At 72.1% G+C, this 15,099-nt stretch carries 11 protein-coding genes; 5 read left to right on the top strand and 6 right to left on the bottom strand.

Annotation, left to right across the window (positions count from 1 at the left end; all coding sequences use genetic code 11):
• Positions 1-2: 2 nt before the first annotated feature.
• From AC6EH9_RS15110 to AC6EH9_RS15095, 4 genes are all read right to left on the bottom strand, one after another.
• Positions 3-1,040, bottom strand: a complete 1,038-nt coding sequence (locus AC6EH9_RS15110) for a hemolysin family protein (RefSeq protein ID WP_498424250.1) — start codon at positions 1,038-1,040, stop codon at positions 3-5.
• A complete protein-coding gene (locus AC6EH9_RS15105; RefSeq protein ID WP_498424249.1) occupies positions 1,033-2,358 on the bottom strand; it encodes a hemolysin family protein in 1,326 nt (441 codons plus the stop codon). The genes AC6EH9_RS15110 and AC6EH9_RS15105 overlap by 8 nt, the downstream gene beginning before the upstream one ends.
• A 109-nt stretch (positions 2,359-2,467) precedes the next feature.
• Entirely contained in the window at positions 2,468-4,630 is a 2,163-nt protein-coding gene (locus AC6EH9_RS15100) for a SpoIIE family protein phosphatase (protein WP_498424248.1), read from the bottom strand.
• A gap of 96 nt (positions 4,631-4,726) precedes the next feature.
• Entirely contained in the window at positions 4,727-6,175 is a 1,449-nt protein-coding gene (locus AC6EH9_RS15095; RefSeq protein WP_498424368.1) for an aminopeptidase P family protein, read from the bottom strand.
• Positions 6,176-6,232: 57 nt separating this feature from the next.
• On the opposite strand from AC6EH9_RS15095, the gene AC6EH9_RS15090 reads away from it, so the two are divergent.
• From AC6EH9_RS15090 to ettA, 5 genes are all read left to right on the top strand, one after another.
• Complete coding sequence (locus tag AC6EH9_RS15090; RefSeq protein ID WP_498424247.1) at positions 6,233-7,354, top strand: PrsW family intramembrane metalloprotease; 1,122 nt, start codon at positions 6,233-6,235, stop codon at positions 7,352-7,354.
• The gene (locus tag AC6EH9_RS15085) at positions 7,351-9,141 is read left to right on the top strand and encodes a dynamin family protein (RefSeq protein WP_498424246.1); all 1,791 of its coding nucleotides are present in this window, start codon (positions 7,351-7,353) and stop codon (positions 9,139-9,141) included. Before AC6EH9_RS15090 ends, AC6EH9_RS15085 begins: the two co-directional genes overlap by 4 nt.
• A 47-nt stretch (positions 9,142-9,188) precedes the next feature.
• Positions 9,189-10,841, top strand: a complete 1,653-nt coding sequence (locus AC6EH9_RS15080) for a GTPase (RefSeq protein ID WP_498424245.1) — start codon at positions 9,189-9,191, stop codon at positions 10,839-10,841.
• 128 nt (positions 10,842-10,969) lie between these two features.
• Positions 10,970-11,458, top strand: coding sequence for a single-stranded DNA-binding protein (locus AC6EH9_RS15075; RefSeq protein ID WP_498424244.1), 489 nt, complete (start codon positions 10,970-10,972; stop codon positions 11,456-11,458).
• Between the two features lie 80 nt (positions 11,459-11,538).
• Entirely contained in the window at positions 11,539-13,221 is a 1,683-nt protein-coding gene (ettA, locus tag AC6EH9_RS15070) for an energy-dependent translational throttle protein EttA (protein ID WP_498424243.1), read from the top strand.
• Positions 13,222-13,254: 33 nt separating this feature from the next.
• Here ettA and AC6EH9_RS15065 read toward each other — a convergent pair whose 3' ends face one another.
• Entirely contained in the window at positions 13,255-13,743 is a 489-nt protein-coding gene (locus AC6EH9_RS15065) for a MarR family winged helix-turn-helix transcriptional regulator (protein ID WP_498424242.1), read from the bottom strand.
• A 124-nt stretch (positions 13,744-13,867) separates the two neighbouring features.
• A complete protein-coding gene (locus AC6EH9_RS15060; RefSeq protein WP_498424241.1) occupies positions 13,868-15,085 on the bottom strand; it encodes an acetyl-CoA C-acetyltransferase in 1,218 nt (405 codons plus the stop codon).
• Between the last annotated feature and the right edge of the window lie 14 nt (positions 15,086-15,099).

Below are 15,099 nucleotides of genomic sequence, written 5' to 3'. Positions count from 1 at the left end.
CCTCACGGGCGGATCGCGTCGTTCACCTTGCCCACGAGCACCTCGAGCACGTCCTCGAGGAAGAGCAGGCCCAGCGTCGAGCCGTCCGCGTCGACGCTGCGCGCCACGTGGGCGCCGTGCTGGCGCATCCGGGCCAGCGCGTCCTCGATCTCGGTGTCGCGGGGCACGGCGATCAGCCGCCGGATCCGCTTGGCGGGCACCGGCTCCTCGAACGCCGCGCCGCCGATGTCCATCACGTCCTTCATGTGCAGGTAGCCGGCCGGGCGGCCGAGCTCGTCGGTCACCACGTAGCGCGAGTGGCCGAACTCCAGGACGGCCCGCTGGACATCGGCGGGGGTGGTCCCGGCGGGCAGCAGCACCATCTCGGCGAGGGGGACGTCGACGTCCGCGACGGTCTTGTCGGTGAACTCGAACGCCCCGGCCAGCGTGCCGGAGCGGTCGGTGAGCGTCCCCTCGCGCCGCGACTGCTCCACGATGCCCGCGACCTCCTCGAGGGTGAACGTGCTGGTCGCCTCGTCCTTGGGTTCGACGCCGAAGGCGCGCAGGACCAGGTTCGCGATCCAGTTCAGGGTCCCGATCACCGGCCGGAAGACCCGGGAGACCAGCACCAGCGGGGGCGCCAGGATCAGCGCGGCGCGGTCGGGCACCGAGAACGACAGGTTCTTCGGGACCATCTCCCCGAACACCACGTGCAGGTAGGTCACCAGCACCAGGGCGATGACGAACGCGGCGACGCTGATCAGGTCCGCCGACAGCGGCGTCAGGCCCAGCGGGTGCTCCAGCAGGTGGTGGATGGCCGGCTCGGAGACGTTGAGGATCAGCAGCGAGCACACGGTGATGCCCAGCTGGCTGGTGGCCAGCATCAAGGTGGCGTGCTCCATCGCCCACAGCGTCGTGCGGGCGGCGCGGCTGCCCTGCGCGGCGAGGGGCTCGATCTGCGAGCGGCGCGCGGAGATGACAGCGAACTCGGCGCCGACGAAGAACGCGTTGCCGGCCAGCAGCACGACCAGCCAGGCGATCCCGGGCAGGTACTCACCCATGGGCGATCTTCTCCTCGATCTCGGAGGGAACGAACTGCAGCCGGACGATCCGTGGACCGTCCAGGCGCTCGACCCGCAGGGTTCCGCTGTCGATGTGGACCTCGTCGCCGAGCTCGGGCATGTGCTCGAGCTCGGCGAGCACGAAGCCGGCGACCGTGTCCCAGCCGTCGTCCTCGGGCACCGTCACGCCGGTGCGCTCGCGCAGCTCGTCGGGGCGCCAGGAGGCGTCGAACGACACAGACCGACCGCGCCGGGTCACCCCGGACCTGGCCCGGTCGTGCTCGTCCTCGAGCTCGCCGATGATCTCCTCGACCAAATCCTCCAGCGTGACGATCCCGGCGGTGCCGCCGTGCTCGTCGGTGACCACGGCGATCTGCAGGCCCTCGGAGCGCAGCAGGGCCAGCAGCACGTCCGCGCCCATCGCCTCGGGAACCCGGCTGGGCTCGAACATGAGGTCCGCGGCGGTGGTCGTGACGCGCTCGGGCAGGGGCACGGCGAAGGCCTGCTTGACGTGGACGAAGCCGACCACGTCGTCGGGGCCGTCGTCGAGCACCGCCAGCCGCGAGTGGCCGGTGCGCGCGGAGACGGCGATGATCTCGGCAGCGCTGTCGGTGAGGTCGACCGACGTCATCCGCACCCGCGGCGTCATCACGTCCGAGGCGTCGTAGGAGGAGAAGCGCAGGGTGCGGTCGAGCAGCGTGGCGTCGTCGTGCTCGAGCAGCCCGGCCAACGCCGAGTGCCGGATCAGGTAGGTCAGCTCGTCGGCGCTGCGCGCCCCGCTGAGCTCCTCCTTGGGCTCGATGCCCATCGCTCGGATGAGGGCGTTGGCGGTGTTGTTGAGCAGGGACACCACGGGCCTGAAGGTGGCGGTGAACGCGCTCTGGAAGGGGATCACCAGCTTGGCCGTGGCCAGCGGCACCGCCAGTGCGAAGTTCTTCGGGACCAGCTCGCCGACGACCATCGAGAAGAGTGTCGCCAGCAGTACGCCGATCACGGTGCCGACGCCGGTCACGGCAGCCTCCGGGAGCCCCGAGGCGGTGAGCGGATCGGCCAGCAGGGAGCTGACGGCCGGCTCGAACGTGTACCCCGTCAGCAGGGTCGTCAAGGTGATGCCCAGCTGGGCGCTGGAGAGGTGGGTCGAGGTGATCCGCAGTGCGCGGATCGTCGGCTCCAGCCGCTTCTCACCGCCCTCGGCGCGCTTCTCGAGGTCGTGGCGGTCGAGGTTGACCAGCGCGAACTCGGAGGCGACGAAGAGTCCCGTGCCGACGGTCAGCAACAGTCCGACCGCGAGCATCGCCCACTCGTTCAAAGTGTCCACCCCCCGACGCGGGCTGGGCTCTGGGTGAGCCGTGGGTCAGGGGGGCTGGTACTGGGAGGGTGATCGTCCATCGTGGGAACAGGCTAGCGAAAGCTCCCAACCGCCCGGTTCAGCAGGGGAGTACCGCCCACACCGTCTTGCCGACGCCGGCACCCTCGACGCCCCACTGCGCGGCCAGGGCGTCGACCAGCAGCAGGCCGCGACCGCCCAGGGTGTCGGGACCCGCGGCGCGCGGGCTGGGGTGCTGTGCCTCGCGGTCGGTGACGCAGATGCGGATCCCGCCGTCGGTCGGCACCAGTTCGAGCTCGGCCGGGCCGTGCGCGTGGATGAGCGCGTTGGTCACCATCTCGCTGACCAGCAGCGCGGCGGTGTCCTCCACCTCCGCGTGGCCCCAGTGCCGCACGGTGTCACGGGCGAACGCACGGGCGCCGGCCACGTCGGCCTCGCTGCGGACCGTCAGCCGGGCGGGGGCCGCGGCGGCGACGTCGGTGAACTGGGCGATGAGCAGTGCGACGTCGTCCTCGGGGCAGAGCATCACCCGCTCGAGCACCAGGTCGGCGGCCTCCTCCACGCCGCCGTCACCGTCGCGGACGGCGTCCAGGAGCCCGGCCACCGCGGCGTCCAGGTCGCCGGCGCGGTGTTCCACCAGGCCGTCGGTGTACAGGATCGCGCGGTCGCCGGGCTGCACCCGGCCCGTCGACACCGGCCAGGTGGCGCCCGCGACTCCCAGCGGCGGTCCGGAGTCGTGCCCGACCTCGAGCACGGTGCCGTCCGCGCGTCGCAGGATCGGGAGCGGGTGGCCGGCCCGCACCAGCGCCACCAGTCCGGTGGCGGGGTCCAGGGACGCCAGGCAGCAGGTGACGATCACCCCGGCCTCCTCGACCAGCGGGTTGACCCGGGCGAGCGCGACGTCCGGGGGGTGCCCCTCGGCGAGGTAGGCGTGCAGGGCCGTGCTGACCCGTCCCATCACCGCCGCCGCGGACAGGCTGTGCCCTTCCACGTCCCCGACGACGAGGGTGACCTGGCCACCTGCTCCGAGGACCACGTCGTACCAGTCGCCTCCCACCTCTGCCCCCGCGGTGCCGGGCAGGTAGCGCACCGCCACGTCGAGGCCCGCGATGTCGGGCAGGCGCTGCGGCAGCAGCGAGCGCTGCAGGGTGGTCGAGGATTCCATCAGCTCGGCGACGTGGCGGTGCAGCTCGCGCCGGGCCCTCGCCTCCGCCTCGTGCAGGCGAACCCGCTCCAGCGTGGAGGCGAGCTGGCCGGCGACGGCCTCGAAGAAGCGGAGCTGGGAGTCGCTGAAGCCGCGCGGCTCGGTCCACTGCAGGACCAGCGCGCCGCGGGTGGAGGCGGTGACCGTCAACGGCAGGGCGAGAGCCGAGGCGATGTCGGGGAGGCTCTGCGCGAGCTCGGGGTAGCGCTCGAGGAACTCGGCGCGGCAGGTGACGTGGGTGGGGGAGCCGGTCAGGGTCGCGTCGCGCACCAGCGACGGGAAGGTGGCCGGTGCGTACTGGTAGTAGGGCCCGTCGTCGGTCGCGGAGGCGGTGCGGGTGCCCAGCGAGCGGAACTCCTCGCCCTCGCGCAGGAACACCGTGATCCGCGCCGCACCGAGCTGGGAGAGCAGGGTGTCGGCCATCGCGTCCAGGGCGTGCTCGGCGGTGAGCGCGCTCGCCAGGCGCGCCGTGGCGCCCTGCAGCATGGTGAGCTTCTGCGCGGTGCGCTCGGCTCCCATCCGGGCGGTCTTCTCGCGGCTGAACAGCCGGGCGTTCTCGACGGCCACCGCGGCGTGTGCGGCGACCGCGTGGACCAGGCGCTCGGTGCTGGCGGTGAACATCGCGGGCTCGGGGTGGCCGAAGAGCAGGGCGCCGACGACGGCCCCGTGCCCCGAGACGACAGGCACTCCCAGGTAGCTGCGCAGCGGCAGGTGCCCCGCCGGCAGCCCGCCGGCGCGCGGGTCCAGCGCCAGGTCGTCGACGCGGGTCAGCGCGGAGCCGGCGAAGGTCGGCTCGAAGAGGGCGGTGATCCGTGGCGTCGGCATCCGCTCGAACTGGGCGGCGTCGGCCCCCGAGAGCACGTGCAGGCGATAGGCGTTGCCCCGCTCGTCGACGGCGTTGTAGAAGAACGCTCCGAAGGTCGCGCCGGAGAGTCGGGTGCCGGTGTCGGTCACCGCCTGCAGGACCACCCGCAGGTCGAGGTTCGAGTTGATCGTCTCGGTCAGGTGGACGATGAGCTCGGTGGCATCGCCGCGCGAGGACGGCAATCCCTCGTCCACGATGTGTCCCGTCGTCCGTCCCGGTCGTCGGCGGGGATCGCCGACGACCGGGAGGCTACCGGAGTCGGCTCGAGACGCGCACCGTTTCCGGGGGGCTCAGCCGCGCAGCCGGGCCATCCACTCCTCGACCGCGCCCGCCTCCCGCGGCAGCGACTCCGACAGGTTCCGCGACCCGTCCTGGGTGACCAGGATGTCGTCCTCGATCCGGATGCCGATGCCGCGCAGCTCCTCGGGCACCAGCAGGTCGTCCTCCTGGAAGTACAGGCCGGGCTCGACGGTGAGCACCATCCCCGCGGCGAGGTCGCCCTTGGGGTAGACCTCGACCGCGGCGCGCCCGCAGTCGTGCACGTCCATGCCGAGCATGTGGCTGGTGCCGTGCAGGGTCCAGCGGGCGTAGACCCGGCTGTCGGGGTCGAGCGCCTCCTGTGCCGGGACCGGAAGCAGGCCGAGGTCCTCCAGGCCGTGGGCGAGCACGCCCATCGCCGCCTGGTGGGCGCCGAGGAAGGGGGTGCCGGGCCGGACGGCGTCGATCCCCGCCTGCTGGGCCTGGAGCACCAGCGTGTAGAGGTCGCGCTGCAGGGGCGTGAACGTCCCCGAGATCGGCAGGGTGCGGGTCACGTCGGCGGTGTAGAGGTTGGTGCCCTCGACGCCCATGTCCAGCAGCGCCAGCTCGCCGGGGACCATCGGACCGGTGTTGTCGATCCAGTGCAGCGTGGTGGCGTGGCGACCGCCGCCGACGATCGAGTCGTAGCCGATGTCGTTGCCCATCGCGCGGGCCCGGCGGAAGAAGGTGCCCTCCACCCAGCGCTCCCCGTAGCGCAGCACGTTGTCCCAGTCGCGCAGGGAGTCCTCGAAGCCGAGCGCGGTGATGTCGCAGGCCGACTGCAGCTCGGCGACCTCCCACTCGTCCTTGATCAGGCGCATCTCGGAGATCACCCGGGCCAGCTCGCCGTCGCGGCTCTCGTCGGGCGCCACCAGGGAGTCCACCCGGTGGTCGACGCCGCGGTGCACCCGGGTCTTCCCGGTGGCCTCGAGCACCCGGGGCAGCTCGTCGAGGTGGCGCACCGCGATCCCCAGGGACGACGCCATCTCGTGCAGCGACGGGCGACGGCCGGCCCACAGCTCGCCGTACTGGCGGTCGCGGAAGAACTCGTCGCTGTCCCGGCTGGAGCGGGGGCGCGCGAACAGCACCGCCTCCTGGTCGTCGAGGACCAGGACCGCGTCGGTGGTCTGGTTGCCGCAGAAATAGGTGTGCGCGGTGTCGGGGCGGAAGCGGTAGTCGGTGTCGTTGGCGCGGACCTTGAACGTCCCGGCCGGCAGCACCAGCCGCTCGCCGGGGAAGGCGTCGCTCAGCCGCCGGCGCCGCGCCGCGGCCCAGGCCGCGACGGGGTGCGGCGGCAGGTCGAGCTCACGGTCGCCCCAGCCGGTGCGCATGAACGCGGCGTAGGCCTCCGGCACCGCGGGATCGTGCGACTCCGTCGCGTTCTGCGCCACCACCTCGGAGTCGGGCGTGACGGCGGGATCGGTGGGCTCGCTGGAGGTCATGTCGCTCACCCACCTCACTCTACGCCGCGCCCCCGAGGGCTCCGTTAGGCTTCGCCCATGCCCGTGCGTCGCCGCGACAACGTCGTCTTCACGGCCGTCGTGGCGGTGCTGGTCGTGCTGTGCGCCCTCCCGATGGCGGTGATCATTCTGCTGTCCGGGGCCCCCTCCACGCTGTTCCTGGCGACGCTGCTCGCGGCGCTCCCGGTGGTGCCGCTGGTGGGCTGCTACCTCTGGCTCGACCGCTACGAGCCGGAGCCCCGCTCGCTGCTCGCGCTGGGTCTCGCCTGGGGCGCGTTCGTGGCGACCGCGGCGTCGTTGTTCCTCGGCGGCGTCGGCGGGCTGGTGGCCGGGTTCTCCCAGGCGGAGAGCCTCGCGGTGGTGGCCCCGGTGACCGAGGAGGCCACCAAGGGGGCGTTCCTGCTCCTGCTGCTGTGGTGGCGTCGCCACGAGCTGGACGGCGTCCTCGACGGCATCGTCTACGCCGGGATGGTCGGCATCGGCTTCGCGTTCGTGGAGAACATCCTCTACCTGGCCGCGGCGTACGACGGGACGGACGGCCTCGGGCCCGGCGGCACCGAGGCGGTGACCGGGACCTTCGTGGTCCGGTGCCTGGTCAGCCCGTTCGCCCACCCGCTGTTCACCGCGTTCACCGGGATCGGCGTCGGCATCGCGGTCAACGCGCGCTCGGGCGCGACCCGGGTGATGGCGCCGGTGACGGGGTACCTGCTGGCCGTGGCTACGCACGCGTTGTGGAACGTCTCGACCATCGACGGGTTCGGCAGCTTCGTCGCGACCTACGTGGCGGTGATGGTGCCGGTGTTCGTCGGGCTCGTCTGCCTGGCGATCTGGGCGCGCACCTCCGAGGAGCGGCTGCTGGCGTCCTCGCTGCTCGACGCCAGCGCCCGGGGCCTGCTGCCGGCCACCGACATCGGCTGGTTGGTCAACCTGGCGGCGCGTCGCCGGGCCCGCGCGTTCGCCCGGAGCCTGGGCGGCCCCGCGGCCGAGGGGGCCATGCGCGAGTATCAGCAGGCAGCGGTGGAGCTCGGCTTCCTGCACCACCGCTACCTGCGCGGCACGCCTCCGCCCGACTTCGCCGCCCGCGGCGCCGACTTCGCCGCACGGCTCTCCGCCGTGCGACCCTTCATCTCCTTCCCCGGACAGGTGGTACCTCCCCGATGACCGATCAGCCTGACCCGCCGAGCAGGACGCAGGCGGGACCCGGCGCCAGGACAGCCGAGTCGCGCGACGCGAACCGGATGCTCACCGCGCTGGTGCGCCTGCGCAGCACGCTGCAGGGAGCCCGGCTGCCGCTGGAGATCCCCCGGGTGGAGGAGCTGCGCGCGGCCCGGGCCGAGATGGTCGACCAGCTCGAGGACTACGTGATCCCGCGGCTGATGACCATCGACGCGCCGCTGCTCGCGGTGGTCGGCGGGTCGACGGGCGCCGGCAAGTCGACGCTGGTCAACTCGCTGGTCGGGCGACGGGTCACCGAGCCCGGCCTGCTGCGCCCGACCACCCGGTCGCCGGTGCTGGTGCACAACCCCGCGGACGGACACTGGTTCGGCCAGGACCGGCTGCTGCCCGACCTCGAGCGCGTCGAGCGCAGCACCAACGACCCGAGCGCCCTGCAGCTGGTGGCCTCCGACACGATCCCGCCCGGCCTGGCGATCCTGGACGCACCCGACATCGACTCCGTCGAGGAGCGCAACCGGAGCCTCGCCGCGCAGCTCCTGGCCGCCGGTGACCTGTGGCTGTTCGTCACCAGCGCGGCGCGCTACGCCGACCAGGTGCCGTGGGGCTTCCTGCGTCAGGCCGCGGAGCGCTCGACGGCGGTGGCGATCGTGCTCGACCGCACCGCCCCCGAGGCCGTCGAGACGGTGTCGATCCACCTGGCGCGGATGCTGGCCAGCCGCGGGCTGAAGGACTCCCCGCTGTTCACCGTGCACGAGGGGGCCCTGGACCAGGACGGCCTGCTGGCGCCCGAGGAGGTCGAGGACATCCGAGGATGGCTCGACTCGCTGGCCGCCGACGCCGATGCCCGCGCCGACGTGGTCCGGCAGACCCTCCAGGGCGCGATCCGCACGCTGGCCCGCCGCAGCCACGCGATCGCCGACGGCGCCGGTGAGCAGGTGGCCGCCTTCCAGCGGCTCCGGGCCGACGTCGACGAGGCCTACGACGCCGCACAGGACGACATCTCCCGGGCCACCGCCGACGGCACCCTGCTGCGCGGGGAGGTGCTCGCCCGCTGGCAGGAGTTCGTCGGCACCGGAGAGCTGCTGAAGTCGCTGGAGAACAAGGTCGGCTGGCTGCGCGACCGGATCGTCAACGCGGTCAAGGGCAAGCCGCAGCAGGCCGAGCGGGTCACGGTCGCGGTGGAGTCCGGACTGGAGACGCTGCTGCTCGAGCACGCGGAGGCCGCTGCCGAGCGCGCCGCCGGGTCGTGGCGCTCGCTGGCCTCCGGTGAGGCGCTGCTCGCCGACGCCGGTGAGGATCTGGGCCGTGCCTCGCGTGAGTTCCGTCGCCTCGCCGAGCGCGCCGTACGCGACTGGCAGCAGGGCGTGGTGGAGATGGTCCGCACCGAGGGCGCCGACAAGCGCTCGACCGCGCGGTTCCTGGCCTACGGGGTGAACGGGCTCTCGGTCGCCCTGATGGTCGTGGTCTTCGCCAGCACCGGTGGCGCCCTGGTGGTCGCGGAGGTCGGGATCGCCGGCGGGTCGGCGCTGCTGGGCCAGAAGCTGCTCGAGGCCGTCTTCGGGGACCAGAGCGTCCGGACCCTCGCCGACCGGGCTCGTATCGACCTCGAGCGGCGCGTCGCTGAGCTGCTGGAGCGCGAGCGCGCCCGCTACACCGATCTCCTGGACTCGCTGGCCATCGAGGCGAAGGCGGCCGACAACGTGCGTGCGGCGGCCCGTGCCGTGGACGACCTGCGCTTCGCCGCCGTCCAGCGTTCGGGTGAGCACAGCTGAGCACATAGGGTGGCCAGGCACGCATCACCGAAGCTTCGAGGGAGAACATGACGTCCTTGCTCGAGGGGGCCAAGAATCTGGTCACCCGGAGTACCGACATCGGCGCACGGGTCGAGTCGCTCGAGTCCGCCGTCGCGCTGGCTCGGGGGCGCCTCGACGACGGGCTCGTCGACGCGGCCGCGGCGACGGTCGAGAAGGCCACCGGACGTCTGCGTCTCTCCGCCGACCACACCGTGGTCGCCATCGCCGGCGCCACCGGCTCCGGCAAGTCCTCGACCTTCAACGCCCTCACCGGCCTGGAGCTGTCCGCGACCGGCGTGCGCCGTCCCACCACCTCGTGGGCCACGGCGTGCATCTGGGGCCGGGAGGGCGCCACCGAGCTGCTCGAGTGGCTCGGCATCCCGGAGCGGCACCAGACCACCCGCGACTCCATGCTGGACACCAAGCGCGAGGGCAACGCCCTCGACGGCGTGGTCCTGCTGGACCTGCCCGACCACGACTCGACCGAGGTCTCCCACCACCTCGAGGTGGACCGCCTCGTCGAGCTCGCCGACCTGCTGGTCTGGGTGCTCGACCCGCAGAAGTACGCCGACGCGGCGATCCACGAGCGCTACCTCGCGCCGCTGAGCCAGCACGGCGAGGTGATGGTGGTGGTCCTCAACCACCTCGACTCCGTTCCCGAGTCCCGTCGCGCCGGCATGCTCGACGACGTACGCCGCCTGCTCGAGGCCGACGGGCTGCACGACGTCCCGGTGATCGGGCTCAGCGCCCGCGAGGGCTGGGGCGTCGACGAGCTCAAGGGCGAGATCGCCTCGCGGGTGAAGGCGAAGAAGGCCACCCGGGCACGCCTGGCCGCGGACCTGCGCACCGCCGCGGAGCGGCTCAGTGACGCCTCCGGGTCCGCGCAGGCTCGCCAGCTGCCCAAGCAGCGCGTCGCCGAGCTCGACGACGCCCTCGCCGACGCCGCCGGGGTGCCGACCGTCGTCGACGCCGTCAAGACCTCGACCCGTCGGCGCGCCGCCCGCGCGACCGGGTGGCCGGTGGTCTCCTGGTTCTCCCGACTGCGCCCCGACCCGCTCAAGCGCCTGCATCTCGACCTCGGCAGCGCCGGCAAGGAGCTCTCGGGCCTGGCCCGGACGTCGGTGCCGGAGGCGACCCAGGTCCAGCGGGCCCGCGTCGACGCCGCCGTGCGCCGGGTGGCCGACGACGTCTCGGCCGGTCTGGCGCCGCCGTGGGCGGCGTCGATCCGGGGGGCCTCGGTCGCCCACCTCCCCGAGCTGGGCGACCGTCTCGACGCCACGCTGGCCAGCACCGACCTCGGAGCGGGGCGCGTCCCGATCTGGGCCAACCTGGTCCGTGTCCTGCAGTGGCTGCTGATGCTGACCGCCCTGGTGGGTGGCGTCTGGCTGCTGGCGCTGGCGGTGATGGGCTATCTCCAGATCGACGTCTCCGCTCCTGAGGTGACCGGCCTGGCGCTGCCCACGCTGCTGCTGCTGGGGGGAGTGGCGCTGGGGATCGTGCTGGCCCTGGTGTGCCGGGTGCTGGTCGAGGCGACGGCGCGACGCCGCGCCAGGTCCGCGGACCGCCGGCTCCGTGAGGGCATCCACCAGGTGGCCGAGGAGCTCGTGGTCGGGCCGGTCGAGCGCGAGCTCGAGGTCTACACCGAGCTGCGCGCCCAGCTGGCCCGCGCGCTGAAGTAGCCACCGAGCGTCCACAGCCGCCGGGCAGCACGGAGTTCTCCACAGCCGGCGCAGCGTGCCCCCCACGGCCCGGGTTCGTCGACGAGTCTGATCCGCATCCGTCATCGAGATGCGAAGGAGACACGAGGATGAACGACACCTACATCACGTTCCAGGGCTGGGTCGGCAGCGAGGTCACGCTCACCGAGGTGGGCGGGGGAGTGCAGGTCGCCTCGTTCCGGGTCGGCAGCACCCCGCGCCGCTTCCGCGGCGGGCAGTGGGAGAACGGACAGACCGCCTGGTACACGGTCAAGGCCTGGCGCGCCCTGGCCACGCACGTGGAGAGCTCGGTGCGCAACGGCGACCCGGTGGTCGTGCACGGCCGGCTCGAGGCCGACGTGTGGCAGCGCGAGGACGGCCAGACCTCGACGCGCTACGTGGTGGTCGCCACGTCGGTGGGCCACGACCTGGCCAAGGGCACCTCGTCGTTCGTCCGGGCGCCCCGCAACGAGCTGACCCCCGGCGTCGACCAGGGCCCGGTCCGCGAGGTGATCCACTCCTACGACGAGGGCGGGCCGAACCTCGACGCCCACGGGGAGGTGGTGGCCCAGCCGGCGGCCGACAGCCCGGCCGCCTGAGCGCGGGCGTCGCGGCTGCGGCGCCGTGCAGGGACGCCCGGTTGGAGTCGAGAGGGGCGCGGACCGTAGGCTCGTCTGTCATGGCGGAATATGTGTTCACTCTGCGCAATGTGCGCAAGGCCCACGGCGACAAGGTCGTCCTCGACAACGTGACCATGTCGTTCCTGCACGGCGCGAAGATCGGTGTCGTCGGTCCCAACGGCGCCGGCAAGTCGTCGCTGCTCAAGATCATGGCCGGGCTCGACCGCCCCAACAACGGTGACGCGATCATCGACCCCGAGGCGACGGTCGGCATGCTCCAGCAGGAGCCGCCGCTGAGCGAGGGCAAGACGGTCCTGGAGAACGTCGAGGAGGCGGTCGCCGAGATCAAGGGCAAGCTCGATCGCTACAACGCGATCTCCGAGGAGCTCGGGCAGCCCGACGCCGACTACGACACGCTCCTGGCCGAGATGGGCGACCTGCAGACCGACCTCGACCACGCGAACGCCTGGGACCTCGACAGCCGACTCGACCAGGCGATGGACGCGCTGCGCTGCCCCCCGCCGGACGCGATCGTCGACAACCTCTCCGGTGGTGAGCGCCGCCGCGTCGCGCTGTGCAAGCTGCTGCTCCAGCAGCCGTCCCTGCTGCTGCTCGACGAGCCCACCAACCACCTCGACGCGGAGTCCGTGCAGTGGCTGGAGGGACACCTCAAGACCTACCCGGGCGCCGTCCTCGCGGTCACCCACGACCGGTACTTCCTCGACAACGTGGCCGAGTGGATCGCCGAGGTCGACCGTGGCCAGATCCACGGCTACGAGGGCAACTACTCCACCTACCTGGAGACCAAGAAGGACCGCCTCAAGATCGAGGGCCAGAAGGACGCCAAGCGCGCCAAGATGCTCGAGCGCGAGCTGGCCTGGGTGCGCTCGAACGCCAAGGCCCGCCAGACCAAGAGCAAGTCGCGTCTGGCGCGCTACGAGGAGATGGCGGCCGAGGCGGACCGGATGCGCAAGATCGACACCTCCGAGATCAACATCCCCGCTGGCCCGCGCCTGGGCGACGTGGTGCTCGAGGCGGAGGGTCTGACCAAGGGCTTCGGGGACCGGATCCTGATCAACGACCTGTCCTTCTCCCTGCCGCGGGCCGGCATCGTCGGCGTGATCGGCCCCAACGGCGTCGGCAAGACCACGCTGTTCCGGATGATCACCGGGCAGGAGGAGCCCGACGCGGGCAAGCTCACCGTCGGGCAGACCGTGAAGATCTCCTACGTCGACCAGAGCCGCGGCGGCATCGACCCGCAGAAGAACGTCTGGGAGGTCGTCTCCGACGGGCTGGACTTCATCAAGGTCGCCAACTTCGAGATGAACTCGCGCGCCTACGTGGCGTCCTTCGGCTTCAAGGGCCCCGACCAGCAGAAGAAGTCCGGTGTCCTCTCCGGTGGTGAGCGCAACCGGCTCAACCTGGCGCTGACGCTGAAGATGGGCGGCAACATGCTGCTGCTCGACGAGCCCACCAACGACCTGGACGTGGAGACGCTGTCCTCGCTCGAGGACGCGCTGCTCGACTTCCCCGGCTGTGCCGTGGTCACCTCGCACGACCGGTGGTTCCTGGACCGCGTCGCGACCCACATCCTCGCCTGGGAGGGCGACGACGAGGACTCGGCCCAGTGGTTCTGGTTCGAGGGCAACTTCGCGGCCTACGAGGAGAACAAGGTGGAGCGGCTCGGCGTCGAGGCGGCCCGCCCGCACCGCGTCACGCACCGCCGGCTCACCCGCGACTGAGCGCGGGCGCCGTGCTCGGCGCCCGCCCCGGGGTCAGCGGATCTCGACCTCGGGGTGGCCGCCGATGAGCCGGTCGGTGACCGCGTCCATCACCCGGCCGAGCGCGGCGAAGTCCTGCTCGTCGGCCAGGTCGACGAGGTTCTCGCGCACCCCGCGCACGTGCACCGGCGCCGCCCGCACGAGCAGCGCGTAGCCCTTGTCGGTCATCGTGGCGACGATGCCGCGGCCGTCGTCGGCGCTCTGCGTGCGCGCGACCAGCCCGGCGTTCTCCATCCGGGCGACGGTGTGGGTGACCCGGCTGCGGCTGTGCCGCAGGGCGTCGGCGAGCTGGGCCATCCGCAGCTGGCGACCAGGGCGCTCGGAGAGCCGCACCAGGATCTCGTACTCGGTCAGGGAGAGGTCGAACGCGCGACGGAGGTCCTCGTCGAGCCGGTCCATCAGCAGGGTGTTCCCGATGATCAGGGCACGCCACGACCGCTGCTGGTCCGCGTCGAGCCATCGGACCTCTGTGTCGTCTGCCATGGCGCGGAGTTTACTGCTCCGAGCGCCCGCCGCCGGCGTTCCGGGGATGTGCACAAGCGCCGGACGCCCGGCCGTGGGTCACGGCCGGGCGTCCGGGTGGAGCTGGGTTGCGGTGCCTGGAGGCTCAGCCCATCCGCTCGAGGATGAGCGCCATGCCCTGGCCGCCGCCCACGCACATGGTGATCAGGCCGGTGGACTTGTCGTGCCAGTCCAGCGAGTTGATCATCGTGTTCTGCAGGCGCGCACCGGTCATCCCGAAGGGGTGGCCCACGGCAATCGCGCCGCCGTTGATGTTGAGCCGGTCGAGGTCGATGCCGAGCTCCTGGTAGGACGGCACCACCTGGGCGGCGAAGGCCTCGTTGATCTCGACCAGGTCGATGTCGCCGATGCTCATCCCGGCGTACTTGAGGGCGCGCTGGGTGGCCTCGACCGGACCGAGGCCCATGATCTCCGGCGACAGGCCGCTGACACCGGTGGAGACGATGCGCGCGAGCGGGGTCAGCCCCAGCTCCTTGGCCTTGGTGTCGGACATCACCACGACCGCCGCGGCGCCGTCGTTGAGCGGGCAGCAGTTGGCGGCGGTGACCACGCCGTCGGGCCGGAAGACCGGCTGCAGCTGGGAGGCGGCCTCGTAGGTGACGCCGGCCCGGGGGCCGTCGTCGGTGGAGACGACCGTGCCGTCGGCCAGGGTGATCGGCGTGATCTCGCGGGCCCAGAAGCCGTCCGCGATCGCCTTCTCGGCGAGGTTCTGGCTGCGCACGCCGAACTCGTCGAGCTCCTTGCGGCTCAGGCCGCGCATCCGAGCGACGTTCTCGGCCGTCTGGCCCATCGCGATGTAGGCGTCGGGCAGCAGGCCGTCCTCACGCGGGTCGCGCCAGTCCTTGCCGCCCTTCGCGTACTCCTCGGTCTGCGCGATGGCAGGGTCGAAGAGGGCGTTGCGGGTGTTGGGGATGTGGTCGGACGTGCCGTTGCGGAAGCGGGACACCGTCTCGACACCGGCGGAGATGAACACGTCACCCTCGCCGGCCTTGATCGCGTGGAAGGCCATCCGCGTGGTCTGCACCGACGAGGCGCAGTACCGGGTGACGGTCGCGCCCGGGACCTCGTCCATGTCGTTGAGGACGTTGACGATGCGTCCCATGTTGTTGCCCATCTCGCCGCCGGGGAGACCACACCCGAGGTAGAGGTCGTCGACCGTCTTGCGGTCGAGCTCGGGCACCTTGTCCAGGGCAGCCTTCACGATCAGGGCGGCCAGGTCATCGGGGCGGAAGTCCTTGAGCGAGCCCTTGTTCGCTCGGCCGATCGGTGAACGAGCGGCGGAAACGATCACTGCCTCAGGCATGCAAATTCTCCGTT

The sequence above is a fragment of the Nocardioides sp. Z21_20 genome, from assembly GCF_059766585.1.
The sequence above is the reverse complement of the archived record's forward strand: the minus strand, read 5'-3'. Positions and strand labels throughout refer to the sequence as shown.

Coding starts and splice junctions, on each gene's coding strand:
- AC6EH9_RS15060 (WP_498424241.1), bottom strand. CDS start 15,085: ATGCCTGAGGCAGTGATCGTTTCCGCCGCTCGTTCACCGATCGGCCGA.
- ettA (WP_498424243.1), top strand. CDS start 11,539: ATGGCGGAATATGTGTTCACTCTGCGCAATGTGCGCAAGGCCCACGGC.
- AC6EH9_RS15085 (WP_498424246.1), top strand. CDS start 7,351: ATGACCGATCAGCCTGACCCGCCGAGCAGGACGCAGGCGGGACCCGGC.
- AC6EH9_RS15110 (WP_498424250.1), bottom strand. CDS start 1,040: ATGGGTGAGTACCTGCCCGGGATCGCCTGGCTGGTCGTGCTGCTGGCC.
- AC6EH9_RS15065 (WP_498424242.1), bottom strand. CDS start 13,743: ATGGCAGACGACACAGAGGTCCGATGGCTCGACGCGGACCAGCAGCGG.
- AC6EH9_RS15080 (WP_498424245.1), top strand. CDS start 9,189: ATGACGTCCTTGCTCGAGGGGGCCAAGAATCTGGTCACCCGGAGTACC.
- AC6EH9_RS15090 (WP_498424247.1), top strand. CDS start 6,233: ATGCCCGTGCGTCGCCGCGACAACGTCGTCTTCACGGCCGTCGTGGCG.
- AC6EH9_RS15075 (WP_498424244.1), top strand. CDS start 10,970: ATGAACGACACCTACATCACGTTCCAGGGCTGGGTCGGCAGCGAGGTC.
- AC6EH9_RS15095 (WP_498424368.1), bottom strand. CDS start 6,175: ATGACCTCCAGCGAGCCCACCGATCCCGCCGTCACGCCCGACTCCGAG.